The organism is Micromonospora sp. CA-244673, from assembly GCF_050948395.1.
Taxonomy (GTDB): domain Bacteria; phylum Actinomycetota; class Actinomycetes; order Mycobacteriales; family Micromonosporaceae; genus Micromonospora.
This window is the reverse complement of record NZ_CP192019.1, coordinates 3,195,833-3,216,661: the sequence shown is the minus strand read 5'-3', so window position 1 is coordinate 3,216,661 and position 20,829 is coordinate 3,195,833. Positions and strand designations below refer to the sequence as shown.

The following is a 20,829-nucleotide window of genomic DNA, read 5'->3' as shown; positions in this document are numbered from 1 at the left end:
GCGTATCACCGCGCCGCCTGCGCGGCCACCGGCCCGGCCGTCGCCCGGTCGAGGAGTCGGCCCGGCAGTTCCGCCAACCAGTCCCGCACCGGACCGGGCGGCAGCGCACCGGCGCTGCGCTCGGCCGTCATAGCGTACCGTCGCGCGTACCGGACGGCTTCGGCAAGGACGTCCGCGTGGATGGCCATCTCGCGAGCCGCGGCGAGCCCGGCCGGACCCCGGCCGAGCTGCTCGTTGAAGGCACGACCATGCCGGCGGGCGGCGAGCAACACCGGCAATGTATAGACGCCGTTGGCGAGATCCTGACCAACTGGCTTGCCGGCTTGCGCGGGGGTGGCGCACAGGTCGAGCAGGTCGTCCACGACCTGGTAAAGAAGACCGAGGGCGAGCCCGAACCGGCTGGCCCGGGCGACTCGGGCAGGATCCAGACCCGCCAGCCGCGCACCGATCGTGCACGCGACGCGAATTAGCGCTCCAGTCTTGCCGGCGATGACGCCGAGGTGTTCGTCCACCTCGAGGAGCCGGTACCGGCTCGCGGTCTCCAGCGCCTGACCGCGGCACATGTCGATATACGCCCGCAGCCCCGCCGTCGCGTGGCGTCCATCCACCGACGCCAGCGCTTCCACCCCAGCGGCGACTAGAAAGTCGCCCGCAACCACGGCCATCGCGGACCCGTGCACGGCGTGCACTGTGGGTGTTTCGCCGCGCAGCGATGCCCGATCCATCAGGTCGTCGTGGATGAGCGAGCTCTGGTGCAGCAGTTCCACCCCGGCGGCGCACTTGATCGCCGCTGGGCCCGCCCGGTCGCCGGCGAGCGCCAGCAGCAGCCCGGGCCGCATCCGCTTGCCGCGCCGCTGCAACACAGGGGTCAACACCGCTGTCAGCGCCGGCCCAGACTTCCGGGCGATCTCACCAAGGCAGCTCTCCAGCGCTTCGGAGAGCCGGGCATCAACAAAGTCCATGCCAGATTCCTCTCAGGACGGTATGAGAGTGCGGTAAAGCTCCATGTCCATAGAGAATCGGGTCAGGGGTTGCAGTCGCCAGAGGGATTCGGTTGCCCGTACAAGTTCGTACACTCGCCGACACGCTGGGTAATCACACGGACGGAGGCGGCATGCTGGTCGATCCCCTGCTTCCGCGGGCACTAGAAGCGATCAACACCAAGGAAGAGTTCGCCGCCGCGCTGACCGCGCTGCGCGAGCGCAGCGGGCGCACCGTCCGGGACGTCGCCAAGCTCAGCAAGCTGCCCGTCAGCACGGTCGGCGGCTATTTCGGCGGTCGGCATCTGCCGCCACTCAAGCCGGCGGACGTGATGCCCCGACTGCTCAGCGCGTGCGGAGTGACCGACCCCGACGAGGTGACGGCGTGGGTGGCAACGCTGAACCGGATCCGCCGGGCGCCGGGACCACGGCCCGCCACCACCCCCGTGCCCTACCAAGGGCTGGCGAGCTTTCAGCCGGAGGACGCCGACCGGTTCTTCGGCCGGGAAGATCTCACCGCGTCCGTGCTTCAGTGCCTGCGGCAGCCCGACGGTCCGTCGCCGCTGATCGTGGTCGGCGCGTCTGGAGCGGGAAAGAGCTCGCTGCTGCGGGCCGGCGTGGTGGCCGGCATGCAGAGAGACGGCGAGGCGGTCCGGTTGCTCGCGCCCGGCCCGCACCCGATGCAAGGACTCGTCCTACCGGAGGCCGGAGTCCTGATCGTTGACCAGTTCGAGGAGGTCTTCACGCTCTGCACCGACCCCCAGGAGCGGGCGGCGTTCATCGGCGCGCTCTGCAAAATCCGCGGCGTGCGGGTGGTGCTCGGGTTGCGCGCCGACTTCTACACTGCGGCGCTGCGCGTACCCATGCTCGCGGACGCGCTAGACAAGGCGCAGGTGATCGTCCCGCCGATGACGGCGAACGGCCTGCGCCGGGCAATCGTCGAGCCGGCGCGCGCCAGCCGGATCGACGTCGAGGACGGCCTCGTCGAGCTGCTGCTTCGCGACCTCGCGCCGGCCAGCGGCGAGGGCGTGCACGAGGTCGGCTCGCTGCCACTGCTATCCCACGTCCTGCTGGCCACCTACGAGCTGGGCCACGGCCGCCGGTTAACCGTAGCGGATTATCGGGCCGCCGGCGGCCTCCACGGCGCAGTCTCGCGTACCGCTGACAACCTCTACGACGAACTCGACCCGGACGAGCAGGAGGTCGCCCGGCGCCTCTTCCTCAGCCTGGTACAGGTATCCGACAATGGGCCGGACACCCGCCGCCGGGCGCCCACCGGCGAGCTGGAAAGGGTCGGCACACCGCAGGCAGCGGTGCTGGACAAATTCATCGAACGCCGGCTGATCACCGTTGAGCACGACACGATCGGCCTCAGCCACGAGGCGCTGCTGCACGCCTGGCCTCGCCTGCGCGAATGGATCGAGGCAGACCGGGCCAGCCTCGTGATGGCCCGCCGGCTCGCGGAAGCCGCCGAAATCTGGAAACGCGAACAACGCGATCCGGCTGCGCTCTACCAGGGCACCCGCCTGGCTGCCGCACGGGACTGGTTGGCCTCCGGAAATACGGCCGGCCCGTTGGTCACCGAGTTCGTGCAGGCCGGGGCCCGCCGGGAACGCAAGCGAACGGTCCGCCTCTACCAGGTGCTCGTCACGCTGGTCGCTCTGCTGGTCGTTGCAGTGGCGGCCGGCATCGTGGCGGTGCAGCAGCGGCACACGGCAGAGACCCAGCGCAATCTTGCAATCTCCCGCCTGGTGGCGACCCGGGCCGATCGGGTACGCGAGACCGACGTGGCGCTGGCCGCGCAGCTAAGCCTGGTCGCGAAACGGATCGGCGACACCCCCGAGGCGCGAGCGAGCCTGATCGACGCATCCGCTACTGTCGCTGCCACCCGAATGCTCGGCGGTCGCGGCGTGATGCAGTCGGTGAGCTACAACCCGGGCCGCAAGCTGGTGGCAGCCGGAAACGCCGACACAACCGTCCGGTTGTGGGATTTGTCCGACCAGGGCAAACCCCGGCCGATCGGCGCTCCCCTGGCCGGACCCACCGACGTCGTCTACAGTACGGCGTTTAGCCCCGACGGCAAGCTGCTCGCGGCCGGAAGCGGCGACAAGCTGATCCGGGTGTGGGACATCACCGATCCGGCCACTCCGCACCCCGTGGCCACCCTGGATGGCCCGTCCGCCCTGGTCTATTCGGTGGCATTCAGCCCGGACGGCCGGCTGCTCGCGGCTGGCGACGGCGGCAACAGCCTGCACCTCTACGACGTAGGCAGCTTCCGCACGGTCGCCACGGTGACCGGCCTCGGCGGCTTCGTCCAAGCGGTCGCGTTTCGCCCGGGCGGCGGTGAGATCGCGGCAGGGCTGGCGGACGGGTCGGTACGACTTTGGGACATCAGCAATCCGGCCCGGCCCACCCCCCGACGTGCCACGCTAACCGGGCCGACCGGCAAGGTGTTCGCCGTGGCGTACAGCCCGGACGGCAACACCCTCGCCGCCGGAAGCGCCGACAAGCGGGTCTACCTTTGGCGGCGCACCGGAGCCGGTCCGCTGTTCCCCGCTGGCGCTCCTTTGACCAGCGTGGACAGTTGGATCAACGGGGTGGCCTTCTCCACCGACTCCCGCCAGCTCGCGGTGGCCAGCTCAGACGGCACCGCCCAGGTCTGGGACCTGAGCCGGCGGGTGGTGGTCGCCCGGCTCACCCACCCCGGGCCGGTGACCGCCGTCACGTTTACCGGAGAGCGGGTCCTTACGAGCGCGGCCGACGGCGTGGTGCGGCTGTGGCGGCTCCCCGGCCGGGTTCTTCGGGGCCTGCCCGACGTCATCAACGGCGTGGCTTTCAGGCCGGACGGCGCGGTCCTCGCGGTGGCCGGCGGCGACGTGACCTTCTTCGACCCGCGTACTTACGAGCGGCTGGGTGCTCCGCTGCCGGCGCGCGGTGCCGCTGGGGCCCTGGGGTACAGCCCCGATGGCCGCGTGCTGGCGGTCGGCCACCGAGACGGGACCGTCCAGTTGTATGACGTCGGCGACCCGCGACGGCCGAGACCGTACGGCACGCCCATACCGGCACACGGCCTGCTCATCGAGTCGCTGGCGTTCAGCCCGGACGGCCGGACTCTGGCCACCGGCAGCGACGACAACCTGGTCAAGCTGTGGAACGTGGCGGACCCGGCCCGGCCCGCCCTGCGGAACACGGCGGCGACCTTCAAGTCATACGTCTACGCCGTGCGGTTCAGTCCCGACGGGTCGGTCCTGGCCGCCGGCAGCGTCGACAAGACCGCCCAGTTGATCGACGTCCGCGACCCCGACCGCCCGGTGCCGCTCGGCTCGCCGCTGCGCGGCCCCGACCACTACGTGCTGGCGCTGGCGTTCAGCCCGGACGGCCACCTGCTGGCAATGGGCAGCGGCGACCACACCGCCCGCCTTTACGACGTGACGGACCCGGTCCATCCCCGTCGCGTCGGCCCGGTTCTCGAAGGACCGGCCAACTACGTGTACGCGCTGTCGTTCGCCCCCGACGGCCGTACCCTGGCCGGCGCCGTCACCGACGGCACGGTATGGCTCTGGAACACCAGCGACCCCTTCGATCCATCGGTGACCGCAACCCTGGTCGTTGCGGAGAAGGCGCTCTACACAATCGCCTTCGCCCGGGACGGCCACACTCTGGCCGCCGCGGGTCGGACAGCGACCGTATGGCTGTGGAACACCGACATGGCGGCCGGCTCGGACGAGGTGTGCAAGGTGACCGGTGATCGTCTCACTCCAAGCGAATGGGCTCGGTATGTGCCCTCGCTGCCGTACCAACCCCCGTGCTGAAAGGGTGCGCGGCGTCCTCACGACGCAATGGAGAACACCGAGGATTACCGATCTACAACACAACAAGCGCCACGCCTTGACCGTGACCATGACCGTGACCGACGAGTAAGTCGATGACTTCACCATCCACCGGCCACACAAAGGACGGCTCGCCAGGCCGCGATAAGGCGTCGAGGTGCTCGAGGCCGCAGGCCGGAGCGCGACATGCCCTCGTCATCACCTGAATCGATTGCTCGATTACGACACACTCGGTGACGCCATAGGCCTCAAGAATCCTGGGTAACAGGTCGCCAGACTTTGACCGGAGACACGTCGGACCCCGCGAAGTAACCACCCGCGCGTGGTGTTGAGGCACCCCAACGGCTGGCCACATCTCGAACCGTCCTGCCCGCACGTTCCCGGCACAAGTCTGAGTTCGCGTCGGAAGTCGGACCGGTTTTGAATGCTGCCGAGGCACTGTCACCACGGTGGTGGAAAGTTCACCATCCACGCCGTCAGCGTTGCAACTCCATCATCGGCCGCTCTATCGGTTCGCCGACTGACTGGTCTACCGGTCTGCGCAGCAAAGCTCGCGGGCACTGTCACTGGCCGTCGAGGAGGACCGCGCCCGCCGCGACCTGTCCGGCGTGCGGCCGATCCGAGGCCTTACGGTGGCGCAGCAGATCGAGCGCTCCGCCTTCGGGGTGGAGCTTGTCTATCAGCCATCCGACATCGCGCCCTCGTTGCTTCAGGTGTCGGCGAGGCGGAGTCTGACTATTCCGGTCGCTAGAAGGGATGGCAGCTTGGGCCAACGGGGAGCGGCAGGACCAGAGCCCCGAGACGCGGCAGGGGCATCCATTGGTCGAGCGGTAGCCCGTGACGCCTGGCGCCGTGGGCATCTGTTGATCGAGCAGCTGACCCTGCTCGGCTCAGCTCGCACGGCTGCCGAGCATCAGTCGACGGAGCTGTATCGCCGAGCGCATCGTGCCGCCGTGCTTGAGCGGCTGCGGAATATGCCCGTCCAAGAGTTGCGGTCGGTGCGCCAAGGCGTGCGCAGTATTCCAACTCTGGAGAGAGCGGGCTATCGCACAGTCCTGGATGTGCTGGGAGCATCGCACAACGATCTTGTACGGCTGCAAGGAGTGGGGAGTCACAGCGCGGCGGCGGTGGCGGAGGCGGCGCACACGATGCAGCGTCTTGTCGAGCAGGACGTGACTGTCCGCTTGACCGTCGACCGCAAAAATCCAGCTTTGGACCCCCTGCTACGCAGTCTTTGGTTGCTTCGCGAAATCGCACGGCTCCACGCCGACAGTGCCGCCCGCGTCGGCTCTCTCGCGGACGATCTCGCCGGTGCGCTGCATAAAGCGAAGCCAGCAACCCGCTGGGGGCGGCTGGCGTTCGCTCGGGCGACCAACAAGGCGGCGGCGTGGTCCGCAGTCGCGGATGTCCAGCGCCTACTGGGCAGTCGGCAGGCGAACGCCGCAGCGCTGCTTCTCGCCGAGTGGGAGCGCTGGACCGCACAGATACGTGCGAGCGGCCACGAGGAGTTATGGGCGGACTTCACCCGACACGCAGCGGTCTACACCACACTGCTGGAACGGGTCAGCGGAAGGACGGCAGACGGCGCGGCGGCCCACGGACACCTGCCACAGGCTTTACAGAACCGAGCCGGGCAGATCGGCCTGGACCTGGGAAAGCTGCGTGTGACGCTGCGCGGCTATCAGGCCTTCGGCGCGCGGTACGCGCTCCTGCAACGGCGGTGCATCCTCGGGGACGAGATGGGACTGGGCAAGACCATCGAGGCCATCGCCGTCTGTGCCCATCTCACCGCCGCCGGAGAACGCCACTTTCTCGTCGTCTGCCCGGCCAGCGTCGTCGTCAACTGGCTCGGGGAGGTAGCCCTCCGCAGCACGCTGACCGCTCACCGCCTCCATGGTCCGGAGCGCGACGAAGCGGTTCGGCAGTGGCACGCCAACGGAGGTGTGGCGGTCACGACCTTCGAGACACTGAGTCGGCTTTCCCTACCCGGTGACCTCCGGCCAGGACTCGTCATCGTCGACGAGGCTCAGCAGATCAAGAACCCGAAGGCTCAGCGGTCTCAGGCCGTCGCCGCTTATCTCGCTCAAGCTCCGCGAGCGGTCCTCCTGACCGGTACGCCAATGCTGAATCGGGTCGAGGAGTTCCGGAACTTGATCCGATATCTCAATCCAGCGGTGGCGGCCACGATCAGCGTCACCGATGGATTGGCCGGCGCCGACAACTTCCGCCGCAAGGTCGCCGATGTTTACCTCCGCCGCAACCAGAAGGACGTCCTCACCGAGCTTCCGGACCTGATCGAGGTCGAAGACTGGGTCGAGATGGGGCGAGCAGAAACGCGTGCCTACCGGCAGGCGGTCCAAGACCGAAAGTTCGCCAGCATGCGTCGTGCCGCCGTGGTGACGAACGAGTCAGCGGTGCCGGCGAAGGTGGAGCGGCTACGCGAAGTGGTGCAAGAGGCCGCGGACAACCGGTGGAAGGTCGTGGTCTTCTCCTACTTCCTGGAGGTACTGGACCGCGTACGCGCGAGTCTGCAGGATGCGCCGACTTTCTTGCTCACCGGTGCCGTTGCTCCCGCTGCCAGGCAACAGGTCGTTGACGAGTTCAGTGCGCTCGACGGCCATGCCGTTTTGATCAGCCAGATCACCGTTGGAGGGGTGGGCTTGAACCTCCCGGCGGCGTCGGTGGTCGTGCTCACCGAGCCGCAGCTCACTCCGGCGGCCGAAGAGCAGGCCATCCGACGGTGCTACCGGATGGGGCAGACCCGCGGGGTGCGGGTGCACCGCCTGCTCGCCAGGAACACCGTCGATCAGCGGCTGTTGGAGATTCTCGGACGTAAGACGGCGCTGATCCGCGCATACGCCCATGACAGCGTCGCGAAGAGAGCGGACCCGTCGGCGATTGACGGCCGCTACGTCGACCACGGCCTGCTCACCGATGAGGCGATACCGCTTGAGCAACGGATCATGATGGTCGAGCGGCAGCGGCTCGGGCTCGACAAGCGGCCAGTTAGCTGACGGCGCGATGGCGGCGTAGCACATGCTCCCAGAGCTGACGGTGGATCCCCTCAGCTGGCCTGGCGAGCAATTGGAGGTGATCGTGTCGGGGTGGCGCGAGGACGTCTGCTCGGTGGTCGACGTGTGGAGGTCGGTCGCGGGTGGTACGAGCAGGCCGACGTGGGGGCGAGTGGGACGCGCGCATCCCACGGCGGAGGCGGGTTGGTACCGCGTTGACCTTCGCGGGTCACGTGCCGACATGGACCAGCTTGATGCGCTGCGGGTGGCCGGCCCGACCCCGCCGAGGGGAGTTCAGGGAGGGTATCGGCCGATTGAGGTGATGCAGGAGGGGCAGCAGCTCCGGGTCAGGGTGGCCGAGTTCGTGGACCTCGCTGACGCCAATCTGTGGCAGCTGCGTCAGTCTCCCGCGTACCTGCTAGATCGGCTCCGCGAGGTCTTGGCCACCGTAGAGCCGGAGGGTCTGGCCGGAGACCTCGCCGCCGGCCGTCTCTCGGCCGCGCCTCAGCCGCTGGAGCGTGTCGCCGGCTTCACCGTGGCGCAGTGCGAGGCGTACACATCCTGTCTGCGTCCGGGTGTGCGCCTGGTGTGGGGGCCTCCGGGCACAGGTAAGACGAGGGTGCTCAGCGAGGCGATCAGCTCCCTGATCGCTAGCGGGAAACGTGTCTTACTGGTGTCGGCTACCAACATCGCCGTCGACAACGCCCTCGCCGGAGTGATTAGGCATCGCCGGCACCGTCCCGGACAACTGATCCGCGTCGGGCCGCCTCATCTGCGCGAGATCGCCACCGACCCCGACGTGTCGCTCGCCCATCTCGTCAAGGCCGCGCTGGCCGAGGCCGAGCAACGGCGGCTGGAGGTGCAGAACCAACTGCTGGCGCTCAAGCAGACGGTCAACGAGCTACGCGTTGTTGAAAAGCTCGTCGCCGACTACAACCCGGATGAGCATGCAAGCGCCCAGGCGGCGATTGACGGGGACCGAAACGTCCCTCGATTGGCGCAACAGCTGGCGGATGTCGGGAAGAACGTCGTCGCATGTCGCCACGCGCTGGCGCGCGCCGAGACCGCAGTACGCGAGGCGCAAGCCGCGGTCGCGGAGGCCTCGGACTCACGAGCTGCTCTGGATGCTGTGGACGACATTCGGCGACAGGCCGCACTGGCTCAGCAGGAGGCTGACCAAGTTGCGATGCGGCTGCTCGTCGCTAGAGGCGAGCGCAAGCGCACCGAGGCGGAGCTGGCTGCTGTTCAGGGTGGCGGACTACTGGCGCGGACCCGAGGCAGGCGCCAGCTGCAGCGCCTCCGTGGGCTCCTTCACCAGCAGCAGGAGATGCTGACCGCGCTTGAGGAACAGGTGCAACACAACGAGTCTCTCCTCAACCGGTTCCACCGATCCAGCCAGCCTCAGGTGGCTGCGCTGCAGGTCAGAGCTCGGTATACCCGCGAGCAGATCGCCGCCCGTGACCACGCTCTGGCCGAGGCGCAAAGAGCTCGCGAAGCGTCGAGCGCTCACCTGTCTGCGGCGATCGCCGATCAGGAGACGGCTCAGCAGCGGTTGCTGGCGGCCGAGGCGGCACCGCGCGCTACACCAGCACAGGTGGCCCTTGTCGAGCAGGCCGATCGTCACCACCTGCCAGCCCAGTACGAGCGTCTGCAGTCGCTGCGCCGTCGCGTCGCTGCCGAAGCGTCCGCCCGGTCCCGCCTTGAGAAGGAGCACGCTAAGGCCCACGACGAATACGACCGTCTCCGCCGGAATGCGGAAGCCACCCTGATACGCCAGGCGCGTCTGATTGCTACCACCCTCGCGCGACTGCGTACCGCTGACGTCCTCCTCGACGGGCCCTACGATGTCGTACTCATCGACGAAGTCGGTGCCGCCACCATCCCGGAAACGCTGCTGGCGGTGTCCCGCGCCACAACCACCGCGGTGCTCCTCGGTGACTTCATGCAACTCGGCCCCGTCCTGCCGAAGCCCATCACCGACAGCAAACGTCCCGACGTGCAGCGGTGGCTGTGCGACGACGTGTTCGGCATGTGCGGCATCACCGTTGCCGCCGACGCCACCGCACACGCCGGCTGCACCGTGCTCGACGAGCAACACCGCTTCGGACACGACGTCATGCACGTGGCCAATGCCATCGCGTACGACGGCCTGCTGCGCGCCGCACCCGCCATCCCGAAACGGGACAGCGACGACCCGGAGATCGTCTTGATCGACACCGACAGGCTCGGAGACCTCGCCACCGTTCGCGCAACCGGCCCTACGAAAGGCTGGTGGCCGGCGGGCGCCCTCATCAGCAGGGCCCTGGCCGACTACCACCGCTCCCGCGGGGAGACCGTCGGCGTCATCACCCCATACAACCCACAAGCCGAGGCCACTCTTGAAGCGCTACGCGACTGGGAAGAGGCCAGCACCGAGCCCACCGAGGTCGGCACCGCTCACCGCTTCCAAGGACGAGAGTTCGACATCGTGGTGCTCGACCTAGTCGAGGACGACGGTAGGCCCCGATGGATTGCTCAAGCCAGTATTTCCCGCGGCGGCTTCGCCCGCGAAGGCCTCAAGTTGTTCAACGTCGCGGTCACCCGTACAAAGAACCGGCTCTACCTCATCGGCAGTCGCCACCGCATCGAGGAAGCACCACCAGACACCGCGCTCGCCCATCTCGCACTGCTGCTGGGTAACCAAATTCGCACAGTACCCGCAGAGCGGCTGATCACCGCACCATCGGTGGCAGAGCCCGACCGCCCGGCTCTCGGAGAGTTCGGGAGCGACCTGGCAGACATCCTGGCCCAACACGTCCGCGTTGCCGACATTCAGGACGAGAAGCAGTTCTACGAGAACCTCATCGAGCATCTCAACTCGGCACGCCACTCCATCTGGATGTGGGCCACCTGGACCACAAATCGCACCAAGTCCGTCGCACCAGTTCTCGCAGACGCCATCGCACGGGGCGTCCAGGTCATCATCTTCGTCCGAGACGCGCGAGACCACCTGCAGGGCACCGCCAACGCGCAGCAGAACCTTGCGACACTCCGCGCAGCCGGACCGATCATCGTCGAGATGTACAAGATGCACCAGAAGATCGTCGTCATCGACGAGCGAGTTGTGCTCCTCGGAAGCCTCAACGTACTCTCACAGCGCCAAAGTCGTGAGGTCATGCTCGTGATGGAAGGCACCCACTTCGCACGCAAGATGCTCGAGCACGAACATGCGGCTCAGTTCCGTCAGCCACCACCCGTTTGCGAGCGTTGCGGCAGTACCACCACGATCGCGTTGCACCGCCCAAAAGAAGGTTGGCGTTGGCGGTGCTACGCCCGTATCGCCAACCCCACCACCACACGGGCTGCTACCTGCGGCTGGAGTACAAGTCCGAGCGAGCCGATACGCGGCGGCACGGCGATCAGCCGGAGCTTGCGCTGACGGGAGACGAGTCCTGTAGACGGCCTCTTTCAGGGCCTGCATGCCGTCGCAGCGGCCCGCACCGCCACCACGCTCACCTCTGTGGCGACCTCCGCTGGCACATCGATGCCGATCCGTTGTCCTGCCCAGCTGACAAGGCTCAGTCTGCTCGCCCTGGTCGTCGACTTGGCCGGCCTCGCCGCCGGTATGGCGGTCAACCTGACCGCACTACCTCGCAGATCGGCGCGCTGGCGCAGATCGAACAGGTTGCGATCGCCCGCGCCGAGCAGGCTGATCAGGCCCAACTACCCGCCGATCGCGCCACCCGCGAGGCCGAGCAGCGCACCGCCCGCACCATGGCGTTGCGCGAGCAGGCTCTCGTCGACCGCGCGATCGAGAGCGCGAAGGCAGCCGTCGCCGACCGCAAGGGGGCCCGCCGCGAGGCCGACGCCGCCGTCACCCGGGCGCTCGCGGCCGAAAACGCCCGCAGCCACGCGCAGGCCGTCGCCGAGGAACGCGCTCGGGCCCTTGTCACCGAGGAGCAGCGCCGCGCGCCACTGCCGAGCTCGAGACCGCCCAATTGGGCGACCAGGTCACCGTCCTCACCGCGGAGCCGGCCGAGGCCGGCCGCGTCCAAGCCCGCCAGCACGCCGAGCACCACGAACACATGAGCACGGCGGCCGTCGACCTCGCCGACGCCCGGGCGGAGATCGGTCGCACCCAGACCGAGCTGCGCGCCGCCATCGCGGACCGCACCGCGCTGCAGACCCGGGCCGAGGTACTCGCCGGCGGCGTCGAGCAAGCCCAACGACGCGCCAACGCCCTCCAGGCCGACCTCGCCGCCGCACACGTAGAGGCCGAGCGCCAGCACGCCGACCTCACCCGCCGGGCCGAACTCGCCCAGCAGCGCTACCGCGACCTGGCTGCCACCGCCAGGCAGCAGCGGACTGCAGGGGACAACCGCTACCAGGAGTTGCTCGCCGCGCTGGCCGCCGGCGGGTTCGCCGTGCCGCCCGACGGCGCCGTAAGACGACGCGGCGGCACGCCATGATGGATTCCGGAGCCCTGCATCCGCGACGCACGGGACACACGACCGTCGACGCACGGACCGTGGCGCCGACCGCGACCAGGGCCCCCTGGGCTTCTAGTTCGGGAATCGCTGGAGCTGGAGCTTGATTCCAGTGTCCTTGGCCAGCTGGAAGGGCTCGCCGCTAAAGGCCTGAACGGCGTCGAACAGCTCGCGCTCGTTCCGGCCGGTGAGCTTGTGCCCGATGATCTGAAGGAGCTGGGCCCACTTCTGCTGGGAGAGCGGACGGTGCAGCTTGGCGACGACGTCGGGGTCCGTGAACGACCTCAGCGCCAGTGACGCCTGCTCGGGGGTGAACTTCTCGATCAGCTCCTGATAGATCGGGTCGGCGCTGACCGCAACGCCGTAGCCGTTGGTCAGGAAGACCTCGACGAGGTCGAGGACGTATTTCCGGTTCAGACTGGCCGGGATGGCGCTGTTCTGGCCGACGACCTCACGGAGCCGACGGGCGACCGGCGGCTCGTTGTAGAAGTTGTGCCAGGCGTAGTGCGTGTCGCGAAGCTCGTCGAGGGTGCTGTCGATCTCCCAGGACCGTTCCTCAACCGTCAGGTAGGCGGCGCCATCGGCGAGGTCGATCAGCTGCCGGGCGAGGGTCGCCTCGGCCTGGTCACCGTTGGCGCGGAACCGGCCGAGCCGGAACCCGAAGTTGTAGCGGATCTCGTCGGAGGTCCGGTTCCAGAGCGCAGGCCAGAGCCGCAGGATGTTGTCCAAAGTGTCCTGTGTGGTGGTCAGATCGGTGTAACGGCCGAAGAGACCGGAGGCGAGCGGGTCGGCCTGGGCGGCCGGGAGGTTCACGAAGAAGGCGGTGATCTCCCTGATCGTGCTGTCGTCCAGCCGCTGCTCCTTGACCTTGACCAGAAGCTTTTTCACCTGGGCGGTGACGTGGTCGTAGGGCAGCGTGATGACGTGCCGGATGCAGCCGCTCAGCCAGCTGGCCAACTGGAGGCCGTTCAACTCGGCCTGATTGGGGTGGGCCGCGCTGGCCCAGTTCCGCATGTAGCGGATGAGCTCCAACTCCTGGAAGCCGATCTCGCTGATCAGACCGATCTCACGGCAACCAGTGAGAAGCTTCTGGTCGTCGAGCTTGGGCAGGTCGTCCTCGGTCTTGAGCTCTTGGCGCCTCTTGTCGGACTTCTCGGCGACCTCGTAGAAGTACTGCAAGTCGAAGTTCACGACGCGCTTGCGAAGCTCCAGGACAGTTTCGTCCCAGAGGTAGTTCAGAGCCGCGTCGAACAGGCCGACGGACCCAGCAATGATCATCTTAGAGATGTAGCTGGACTGGCTCAGCTTCTCGGGAGTCAGGTCGGTGAGCGCGAAAGGGGCTGTCCGCATCAACACGTCCCGCTGGCCGAGATCGACCAGGATGCCTTCGGTCGGAAGGCCGGCCGCAGCGAGACGGTCGAGGATCATGGCCTCGAAGGACTGCAGCCCTGCAAGGGCAGTCTCGGGCGATCCGGTCGCGACAGTGCCGACCGGGCGGGGCTCCAGTGATCTGCTCATGACGGCGAGGCTAGTCCCCTCGACCGGGCCCGGGCGAAGCTGGCCATCGGAGGTCGTGGTGGGTCCGGTCCTGGCCCCGGTCACCGCCGATCGGGGGGCGGGACCGTTATCTGCGCCGGTTCAGGCTGGACATCAGCTCGCGGGTAATTTCGCGTGGATGTCGGCCGTGCCGGCCGAGCGGGCCCCAGCGCTGGTGCAGGCGTCGACGGCGGCGCTGGTTGTGGAGCAGCCCGGCGGCGTCTGACCGCCGGGCCGATAACGGGATGATCTCACCCATCGCGGGCATCGTCAGTGGTCTCGCCGAGGGCGGCGCCGAGGCCCGCCGCTGGGCAAGCCCGCGACCGGGTCGCTGACCACTTGGTCTGGGCCATGCTGAATGCATGGCTGTCACGTCCAGGGAACTGCGGCGACCCGCCAACCGCCTACCCTCGCTGGTGCGGGCGTCGGTGCCGGGGAGTGTCCATTATCATCTGAACCGCCACTGGGCTTCTTCGAGGAAGTCCGCGTGCTGGGCTTCCTCCCACTCCCGCATGCTCGGGTACCGGTCTCTGCAGTATCGCCGCTGCAGGTGATCGACGAACTCGGTCCGCTCGTCGTCGTTCGCCAGCCGCAGTCCACGGTCGTCGTTGCCCGCTTGCAACACGACACTACCGTCGGGCTCAACGGTCAGGGTGATCTCGTCGTCACGCGGATCAGGAGCTCGAGCGGCCAAGTAGGCGAAGTAGATGTAGCGGTAGTCGAACTCGTCATGACGGTCGTGCACCCAGTTAAGCCATTGATCTACCTGCGCCAAGGTCCACGGTTCCATACGTCCCTCCCCTAGATCCTCGCCGGGGCCCCGTCACTCCCCTGCATAGATCCAAGGCTATTGAACGGCCGCCACCCACCCCTGCGGACGGCGCCGCCACGTGGCCGCTATCGTCGTCGTAGCCGGCGGTGGCGACGGAAGAGGCGGTAAGCCTGTGGTTGAGCTTGCCGCCCGTTGACCACGTCACTGACATCCGGCCATATGCCTCCTCGCCTCGGAAGCCCGCCCTTGCTTTCCAGTCGCAGCTCACCCGAAGGCAACCTCGGGGACTCCACAACGTCAAGCCGTCCGCTGGCGAACTGTGGCGGCGCCGGCGAACCTCAACACGTCGGCGAGGTCACCCCTGAGGATGCTGGCCACGGCCCCGTGCAGGCGGAGCAGCCCCGGCAGCAGGCCGCCGACATCCGGGCCCCGCAGCGTGAAGGCTCACGCTGCGGGGACCCTCTGTTTCTTGAGCCGTCAGAGGGGGCGAGGGTGATCGGTCGAGCTCGGGCCCGGCCCCCTCGCCCATCACCTACGGTCGGAGGGATGGTGGTGCTGCTGCGCGGCGGGCCGGGCGACGGCCACGTGGTGTCCGGCGGCGGGGAGACCGTCGTGTGGCAGGCCTGCCTGTACGAGATCACGCCGGAGCTCGCCCGCCGGGGCGGGCGTGATCTTCGGGTGTATCGGCACCGCCCGGACTGCTGCGAGCACTACGGCCGGGGCGTGGAGGACCGCTGCGAGTAATCCTTCGCTCCCGGCGCGCGAGACACGCTCGCCATCCGAGCCGCCCACCGCATCGAACGTATGTACGATCACAGGGTGCAGGAAGTGGTACGGCGCTGGTGGAACGGTGGCTGGGGGCGCCTGACCCGGCGCGATGTGTGGCTGGTCCGCCAGACGCGCTGGACGGTGATGGCCCGGGCCGGGGACACGGAGTCCGGAAAGGTGCTGCGCTGGGAGTTCGACTCGGAGCCACAGGCCCTGGAGATGGTTGATCGCCTGCTGCGCGCCGACACCGCCGGCCAGTGGCGCGAGCAGGACCGCGGCACTCCCCCGCCGGGTACTGGCGCTGGCGTGGCGCGGCGGGTCACATAGTGACGATTATGGGTCCGACCGGGCGCCCCAGACGGGGTTCGAACCTGCGAGACCGGTTTTAGGAACTGTAGAAGGGTCGATCGTCGCGCGGTGGTGACCTGCCTTTCCCGCGCTGCTACGCAAGCGGTCACGTCCAGGAGCTGACGGTCGCTGACTCTTGGTCCTCAGAGCAACGGGCACGCACCGGGCACGGCGAAGAGGTGAAGAAGGAGGGTTTCGGTGGCTAGCGGCATCGATGTAGCTTCCCTGAGTGACTGATGCGCGTCTAGAAGCCGCACGGCAGGCCTTCGCGGACCCCTTCGTCGGCTACGTGTTGAACACCGACCCGTCTGGTTTGGATGACTCGGACCTCACACAGCCTCAATCGGCCGCCCTAGACCTCCTCGCCCAATTCGCCCAGTCAGTCCTAGCCACCCCGGAGGGCTTCGAGCGCGACTATAGGCGGGCGATGATCCTTGGACCGCTCCCCCAATTAGGGAAAACCGGTGTCGCCACTACTCTGCGAGAGTGGTGCGGCGGGACGTTTCCATCGACCGATTCAGCGGATGCGGTAGAAGCTCTCTTACTCGAATGCGTCCGCAATTCTTACCCGGCGCTCCTTTTGCCGGAGCCCGACGAGAAGTTTAGGCACTTTCGATACCTGAATCTATCGTCAGTGATTCTGCATCTGGACGCTGGCAAGCAGCTAGTGCAGGCCATCCGGCGCGACGACGGGCTCGGCAAACTCTTTCCTGACAGCCCAGCCGCCGACGGTTCGCCTTACGCAGCCGGCAATTCGATGTTAACGTGGGAATCAGGAAGCGGCTTTAGCTTTCAGCTCGCGCTGATGCCGGAGACGATGGTGAGATACACGCTATTACTCGCCGGCATTAACGGAGAGATTTCTCTCGAAGCATGCATGCGCTATGCAAAAGATACCTTGTCCGTTTCGAGAGCGCTCGCTCGACAGGAACGAGTAGACCTTCCGCTACTTGTAGGCCTTTCGAATATCGAGTTGTCCGAAGACATCGGAAGTATTGACACTCCATTCGGAGAGCTGCGGCCGATGACACCCACTGCAAGAAGCTATCTCGGCAGCGGCATGAGCGGCAGGGAGTCAGGCGCCCTACTTATAGGCAAGGCAAGCCAGCGGATCTTATCGATTGACAAGTGGAATCCCGACCAGGAAGCCACGCCCGAGGAGCGGGAGGCTGACTGGGAGAAACGGCGACCAGCGGCAGAAGCCGTACAGAAAAAGGTAAAAAGCCTGATTGACCGGATTCGTTATTCGATCATGCTTGCGTCAGAAGACGAGTCGATCCTGGCCCCAATTGACGAAGTTACAACACAAATCACCCCCCTGGACCAATCGACATCATCCGCCATAGCGCATGGGGGAATGGCCCCTTTCCCGCCAGTTGCAATCACTCACGAATTAGCAGCAGGGATCCGATTGTGGGCTCGGCGGGTATCGGAGAACCACCCAGCGTCACTCGACATAGGCATGCGGCGATTGATCTCCGCGGCGACGCTCCGCATCGACCCCATGGACGGCTTCATCGATGCCGTCATGTGCTGGGAAAACCTCTTCGGCGAGGCTCAGGAAACAGCCTTCAAGGTTTGCGCATCGTTGGCCACATTGCTAGAACCCGCAGACCATGACAAGCGCAAGGACATGTTCGCGCAACTGAAGAGGCTCTATGACATCCGCAGTCGGCTAGTTCATGGAAGCAGCGAACCCGACCTGAGGACCGCTTACGCGCACAGAGACTTGGCTCTGAGGGTAGCCCTTGGAGCCATGCGAGCGGCGTACGCCATGCCCGGACTGCTAAATGCCCGAGATGCAACAGCCCGCTACAAACTGGTTCTTCTTGGTTTCCCGTCATAACCAGATCCTGATGGCGGATCTCCTCTTCGGGCAGTCGACAGGCCGTCCAGCCTCCCCGGACGGGGAGAAGGTGGAGTGCCCTACCGGACGTGCGACCTTGGCCCCGTCCGGGGATGCTGGTAGCCATTGTGGTGCCCGACGAGGTGAGCCGGGGCGGTATCTGTGAGGGGGCCGGGTTTCGGGGCGAAGCCCCGAGGTCCTTCGAGGTATTGGTCGTCCCTCAACGTGGCCGGCTGGCCCGGCCGACACCGGCCCGAGGTCGCCAGCAGGCCGGGGCCGAGCCTTACACCTCGTCGCCGGCCCGTTCCACGAGGACCGCGTGACGGAGGCGCACAAGCGCCGAAGGGCCCGGAAGGGTGATCTCGGGTGGCTGGTCCGCACCCCTGCGGACTGCGCGGTCCCACCTTCCGGGCCCTCGTGGTGTCCCGGCCGTTGGACGCAGGGCGAGCCGGGTTTCACCGGAGGAACGTTCAGCCGGAGCTGCTGCTTCAGATCGGGCGGCCGATGCGGCGCAGTGGCCAGAGCCTCGGGCCGCTGGGCAGGTGCAGCGGAAGATCCGGCCGGTAGCCATGCTGGCAGAGCAGGTCTCGGGCACCCTCGGTGGTGACGACGGCGTACACCGGGCGGCCGGTCCGGTCGACCACCTGGTGGTGCTGGTGCAGCAGTTCGTCGGCGACCGGCCAGCCGTAGCCGGGTTGCACGGCCAGCCAGGACAGCCAGTGGTGCGGCGCGGCGGACCGATAGCTGCGTATGGCGGCGTTCAGCTCACCGAAGCGGGAAGCCGCCCGGCCCGCGAACGTGGTCAGGTGGTAGTCGCCGAGCGCCCATTGTTGTGCGTCCAGGTCGTGGCGCCGCCACACTGCGACCGCGGACCAGTCCCCCGCCACGTCGACGTAGCCGGTCTCGATGGCGTGATCGACGTCGACGGCGAGGAGCCGGTGCAGGACGTCGGCCCGGTTGTCGGCGTCCGGTACCAGCCACTCGGCGACCGGGTCCCGGGATAGCGCGTCGACCAGCAGCGCGGTGACGGCGGGAACGTCGGCCGGGCGCGCCCGGCGTACAGATGCGGTCATGGCGGCGTTCACCGTGACCGCCGGTAGTACGGATCAGGCGGCGGGAACGACGAGCGCACGCCGCCGTTGACTTGGCCGCGCCACATCGGCCAGAAGGGTGGCCCGGCCGATGTCGGCTGCATCGGCGGCCCGGCTTCGTAGCCGTGGCGGGCGTACAGGTCGCGGTTGCGGGGGTTGCTGGCCTCCAGGTACGCGGGCAGGTTCTCGGCGTCCAGTGCCTGGTGCGCGTGGGCGAGCAGCGCCGACCCGACGCCCCGGCTCTGGAGGGCCGGGTCGACGGCGATGTAGGCGAGGTAGGCGTGCGGTAGGCGCGGGTGGCGGGCTTCGAACATTGCGTCGAGCAGCAGGAACTTCGGCGCGTACGGGCCGGTGACTTCCTCCAGCCCGTATAGGTGGTCGGGGTGCGGTGGAGGTGTCTCGTCGCGCCGGTACCAGATCGCCGCTCCGGACAGGTCGTCGGTGGTGTCGACTCTGCCGTGGCGCAGACTGAGGGCGAGCATGTACCGGAAGTAGCCGGTGAACACCTCTAGGCGGTGGGCGGGCTCCGGGACTGCCCACTCGGCGACCGTTCCGGTGGAGAACGCCTCCGCGAGCACGGGCAGCAGCGCCGGTACGTCGTCGGCCGTGGCCTGCCGGACGGTGAGGTCGGTGCGGGTCGTGACCATTGGAGGCTCCTTAGGCGGGCTGGCGGACGGGATCGGGGGCGCGGAGGGGTGCTGTCGCGCTGTCGGCGCCGAGGCCGATCGTTTGGTAGACGTCGGGCCGGGCGGCGCGCAGCATGAACGCCCATGCCAGCCCGGTCGCCGCGGCGATCGCGTAGCTGGCGGGGAACATCCATCGCAGCGGGGAGGTCCGGTCGACCCCGAGGAGGGCGTCGAACTGTTCGACGGTGACGACGAGGATCGCGCCGAGGGCCAGGGCGGACAGGGACGGCGCGACCGTGGTGCGCCACACGCCGTCGCGATGGGCGTTCCGGGTGAAGTAGCTGACCACGGCGACCGAGGTGGCCGTCATCAAGATGAGCACGCCGAGCGCGCCGAGGGAGGTGAGCCAGAAGAACAGGTGCACGATCGGGTCGGCGTCGGCCAGCACGTACCCGGTGAACACGGCCACGGCGAGGGCGGTCTGGAGGATCGAGCCGGCCTTCGGCGCGCCCGTGCGCCGGCTGGTCCGGCCGAGCACGCTCGGGAGCACCCGTTCGCGGCCGAGCGCGAACGCGTACCGGGCGACCGTGTGGTGGAAGGACAGCAGGGCGGCGAACAGGCTGGTGATGAACAGCCACCGGCCGAGGGTCACCAGCGATGAGGTGAGGTGCGGGGACACGAGGTTGAAGATGAGGTCGGTGCCCTCGGTCTGGGCGGCTGCGACGATCTGGTCGGGGCCGGTGGCGACCGACATCGCCCACGCCGACAGCCCGTAGAGCAGGCCGGTGACCGCCACGGCGATGTAGGTGGCGCGGGGCACCGTCCGTTTGGGGTCCTTGGTCTCCTCGGCGAACACCGTGGTTCCTTCGAAGCCGACGAACCCGGCGATGCCCGTGACGAGGGCGGCGCCGAGGCCAGGCCCGATCAGGTTGCCCGGGGCGAGGGTGTCGAAGCTGACGCCGAGATCGTTGACGGGTCGGGCGACCATCACCGCGTCATAGACCAGCGCGATGACGCACTCGGCGACCAGTAGGACGGCGAGGACCTTGCCGTTGAGGTCGATGCGCAGCAGGCCGAGCACGGCGATCACCGCGCAGGCGATGACAGCGCACAGCCACCAGGTGGTGTCCATCCCGAACCGGTCGTTGAGGAACCCGGACAGGACCGCGCCGAAGACGCCGTACAGGCCGATCTGCATGCTGTTGTAGGCGAGCAGGGCAACCATGGCGGCGGCGACGCCGGCCGGTCTGCCGAGGCCTCGGGTGACGTAGGTGTAGAACGCGCCGGCGTTGACGATCCGGCGGGACATGGCCACGTAGCCGACGGCGAACAGAGCGAGCACCGCGGCGACCACCAGATACGCCAGGGGGATGCCGAGTACGCCGGTGACGGCGTAGCCGGTGGTCGCGCCGCCGGCGACGGCTGTCAGCGGCGCGGCGGCCGCCACGACGAAGAACACCACGGCGGGGATGCCGAGCCGGCCGCGTGCCAGCACCGCGGACACGGTGTCAGGGTGATGTCTGGGCATGAAGAAGCCGCCCCTTTCAGGGTTGAA

The 20,829-nt window shown here is 67.7% G+C and carries 14 protein-coding genes; 8 read left to right on the top strand and 6 right to left on the bottom strand.

Translation table 11 applies throughout. The annotated features are described in order from the left end of the window. Nucleotides 1–5 precede the first annotated feature (5 nt). Nucleotides 6–962: a polyprenyl synthetase family protein gene (locus ACQP12_RS14950; RefSeq protein ID WP_433288428.1), complete on the bottom strand. Its 957-nt coding sequence runs from the start codon at nt 960–962 to the stop codon at nt 6–8. Between the two features lie 152 nt (nt 963–1,114). On the opposite strand from ACQP12_RS14950, the gene ACQP12_RS14945 reads away from it, so the two are divergent. From ACQP12_RS14945 to ACQP12_RS14925, 5 genes are all read left to right on the top strand, one after another. After that, nucleotides 1,115–4,792 (top strand): helix-turn-helix domain-containing protein, encoded by a 3,678-nt coding sequence (locus tag ACQP12_RS14945; protein ID WP_433288426.1) that lies wholly within the window; start codon nt 1,115–1,117, stop codon nt 4,790–4,792. Between the two features lie 881 nt (nt 4,793–5,673). Further along, nucleotides 5,674–7,824: a DEAD/DEAH box helicase gene (locus ACQP12_RS14940; protein WP_433288424.1), complete on the top strand. Its 2,151-nt coding sequence runs from the start codon at nt 5,674–5,676 to the stop codon at nt 7,822–7,824. 238 nt (nt 7,825–8,062) lie between these two features. Further along, on the top strand, nt 8,063–11,239 hold the full coding sequence (locus tag ACQP12_RS14935; RefSeq protein WP_433288422.1) for an AAA domain-containing protein: 3,177 nt from the start codon (nt 8,063–8,065) through the stop codon (nt 11,237–11,239). A gap of 116 nt (nt 11,240–11,355) precedes the next feature. Continuing rightward, on the top strand, nt 11,356–11,889 hold the full coding sequence (locus tag ACQP12_RS14930) for a hypothetical protein (RefSeq protein WP_433288420.1): 534 nt from the start codon (nt 11,356–11,358) through the stop codon (nt 11,887–11,889). Next, on the top strand, nt 11,886–12,269 hold the full coding sequence (locus ACQP12_RS14925; RefSeq protein WP_433288418.1) for a hypothetical protein: 384 nt from the start codon (nt 11,886–11,888) through the stop codon (nt 12,267–12,269). The genes ACQP12_RS14930 and ACQP12_RS14925 overlap by 4 nt, the downstream gene beginning before the upstream one ends. 93 nt (nt 12,270–12,362) lie before the next feature. On the opposite strand, the gene ACQP12_RS14920 is transcribed toward ACQP12_RS14925, so the two are convergent. Continuing rightward, nucleotides 12,363–13,805 carry a hypothetical protein gene (locus tag ACQP12_RS14920; RefSeq protein ID WP_433288416.1) on the bottom strand — a complete coding sequence of 481 codons (1,443 nt, stop codon included), beginning with the start codon at nt 13,803–13,805 and terminating at the stop codon, nt 12,363–12,365. 466 nt (nt 13,806–14,271) lie between these two features. Then, nucleotides 14,272–14,613, bottom strand: a complete 342-nt coding sequence (locus ACQP12_RS14915) for a hypothetical protein (RefSeq protein ID WP_433288414.1) — start codon at nt 14,611–14,613, stop codon at nt 14,272–14,274. Between the two features lie 528 nt (nt 14,614–15,141). On the opposite strand from ACQP12_RS14915, the gene ACQP12_RS14910 reads away from it, so the two are divergent. From ACQP12_RS14910 to ACQP12_RS14900, 3 genes are all read left to right on the top strand, one after another. Beyond that, nucleotides 15,142–15,339, top strand: coding sequence for a hypothetical protein (locus ACQP12_RS14910; protein ID WP_433288412.1), 198 nt, complete (start codon nt 15,142–15,144; stop codon nt 15,337–15,339). A gap of 75 nt (nt 15,340–15,414) precedes the next feature. Continuing rightward, entirely contained in the window at nt 15,415–15,690 is a 276-nt protein-coding gene (locus ACQP12_RS14905) for a hypothetical protein (protein ID WP_433288411.1), read from the top strand. Nucleotides 15,691–15,940: 250 nt separating this feature from the next. Then, complete coding sequence (locus tag ACQP12_RS14900) at nt 15,941–17,557, top strand: hypothetical protein (RefSeq protein ID WP_433288409.1); 1,617 nt, start codon at nt 15,941–15,943, stop codon at nt 17,555–17,557. A gap of 488 nt (nt 17,558–18,045) precedes the next feature. Here the strand turns inward: ACQP12_RS14900 and ACQP12_RS14895 are convergent, their stop codons facing one another. The 3 genes from ACQP12_RS14895 to ACQP12_RS14885 are packed head-to-tail and all read right to left on the bottom strand — an operon-like array spanning nt 18,046 to nt 20,802. Beyond that, nucleotides 18,046–18,630: a hypothetical protein gene (locus tag ACQP12_RS14895; RefSeq protein WP_433288407.1), complete on the bottom strand. Its 585-nt coding sequence runs from the start codon at nt 18,628–18,630 to the stop codon at nt 18,046–18,048. A gap of 8 nt (nt 18,631–18,638) precedes the next feature. Next, nucleotides 18,639–19,295: a GNAT family N-acetyltransferase gene (locus tag ACQP12_RS14890; RefSeq protein ID WP_433288405.1), complete on the bottom strand. Its 657-nt coding sequence runs from the start codon at nt 19,293–19,295 to the stop codon at nt 18,639–18,641. 10 nt (nt 19,296–19,305) lie between these two features. Further along, entirely contained in the window at nt 19,306–20,802 is a 1,497-nt protein-coding gene (locus ACQP12_RS14885; RefSeq protein ID WP_433288403.1) for an APC family permease, read from the bottom strand. Nucleotides 20,803–20,829 lie beyond the last annotated feature (27 nt).

What these genes read in the sequence shown, in the direction of transcription:
- ACQP12_RS14925 (WP_433288418.1), top strand. Translation starts at nt 11,886, where the DNA reads ATGAGCACGGCGGCCGTCGACCTCGCCGACGCCCGGGCGGAGATCGGT.
- ACQP12_RS14890 (WP_433288405.1), bottom strand. Translation starts at nt 19,295, where the DNA reads ATGGTCACGACCCGCACCGACCTCACCGTCCGGCAGGCCACGGCCGAC.
- ACQP12_RS14895 (WP_433288407.1), bottom strand. Translation starts at nt 18,630, where the DNA reads ATGACCGCATCTGTACGCCGGGCGCGCCCGGCCGACGTTCCCGCCGTC.
- ACQP12_RS14910 (WP_433288412.1), top strand. Translation starts at nt 15,142, where the DNA reads ATGGTGGTGCTGCTGCGCGGCGGGCCGGGCGACGGCCACGTGGTGTCC.
- ACQP12_RS14945 (WP_433288426.1), top strand. Translation starts at nt 1,115, where the DNA reads ATGCTGGTCGATCCCCTGCTTCCGCGGGCACTAGAAGCGATCAACACC.
- ACQP12_RS14935 (WP_433288422.1), top strand. Translation starts at nt 8,063, where the DNA reads ATGGACCAGCTTGATGCGCTGCGGGTGGCCGGCCCGACCCCGCCGAGG.
- ACQP12_RS14950 (WP_433288428.1), bottom strand. Translation starts at nt 962, where the DNA reads ATGGACTTTGTTGATGCCCGGCTCTCCGAAGCGCTGGAGAGCTGCCTT.
- ACQP12_RS14885 (WP_433288403.1), bottom strand. Translation starts at nt 20,802, where the DNA reads ATGCCCAGACATCACCCTGACACCGTGTCCGCGGTGCTGGCACGCGGC.
- ACQP12_RS14915 (WP_433288414.1), bottom strand. Translation starts at nt 14,613, where the DNA reads ATGGAACCGTGGACCTTGGCGCAGGTAGATCAATGGCTTAACTGGGTG.
- ACQP12_RS14920 (WP_433288416.1), bottom strand. Translation starts at nt 13,805, where the DNA reads ATGAGCAGATCACTGGAGCCCCGCCCGGTCGGCACTGTCGCGACCGGA.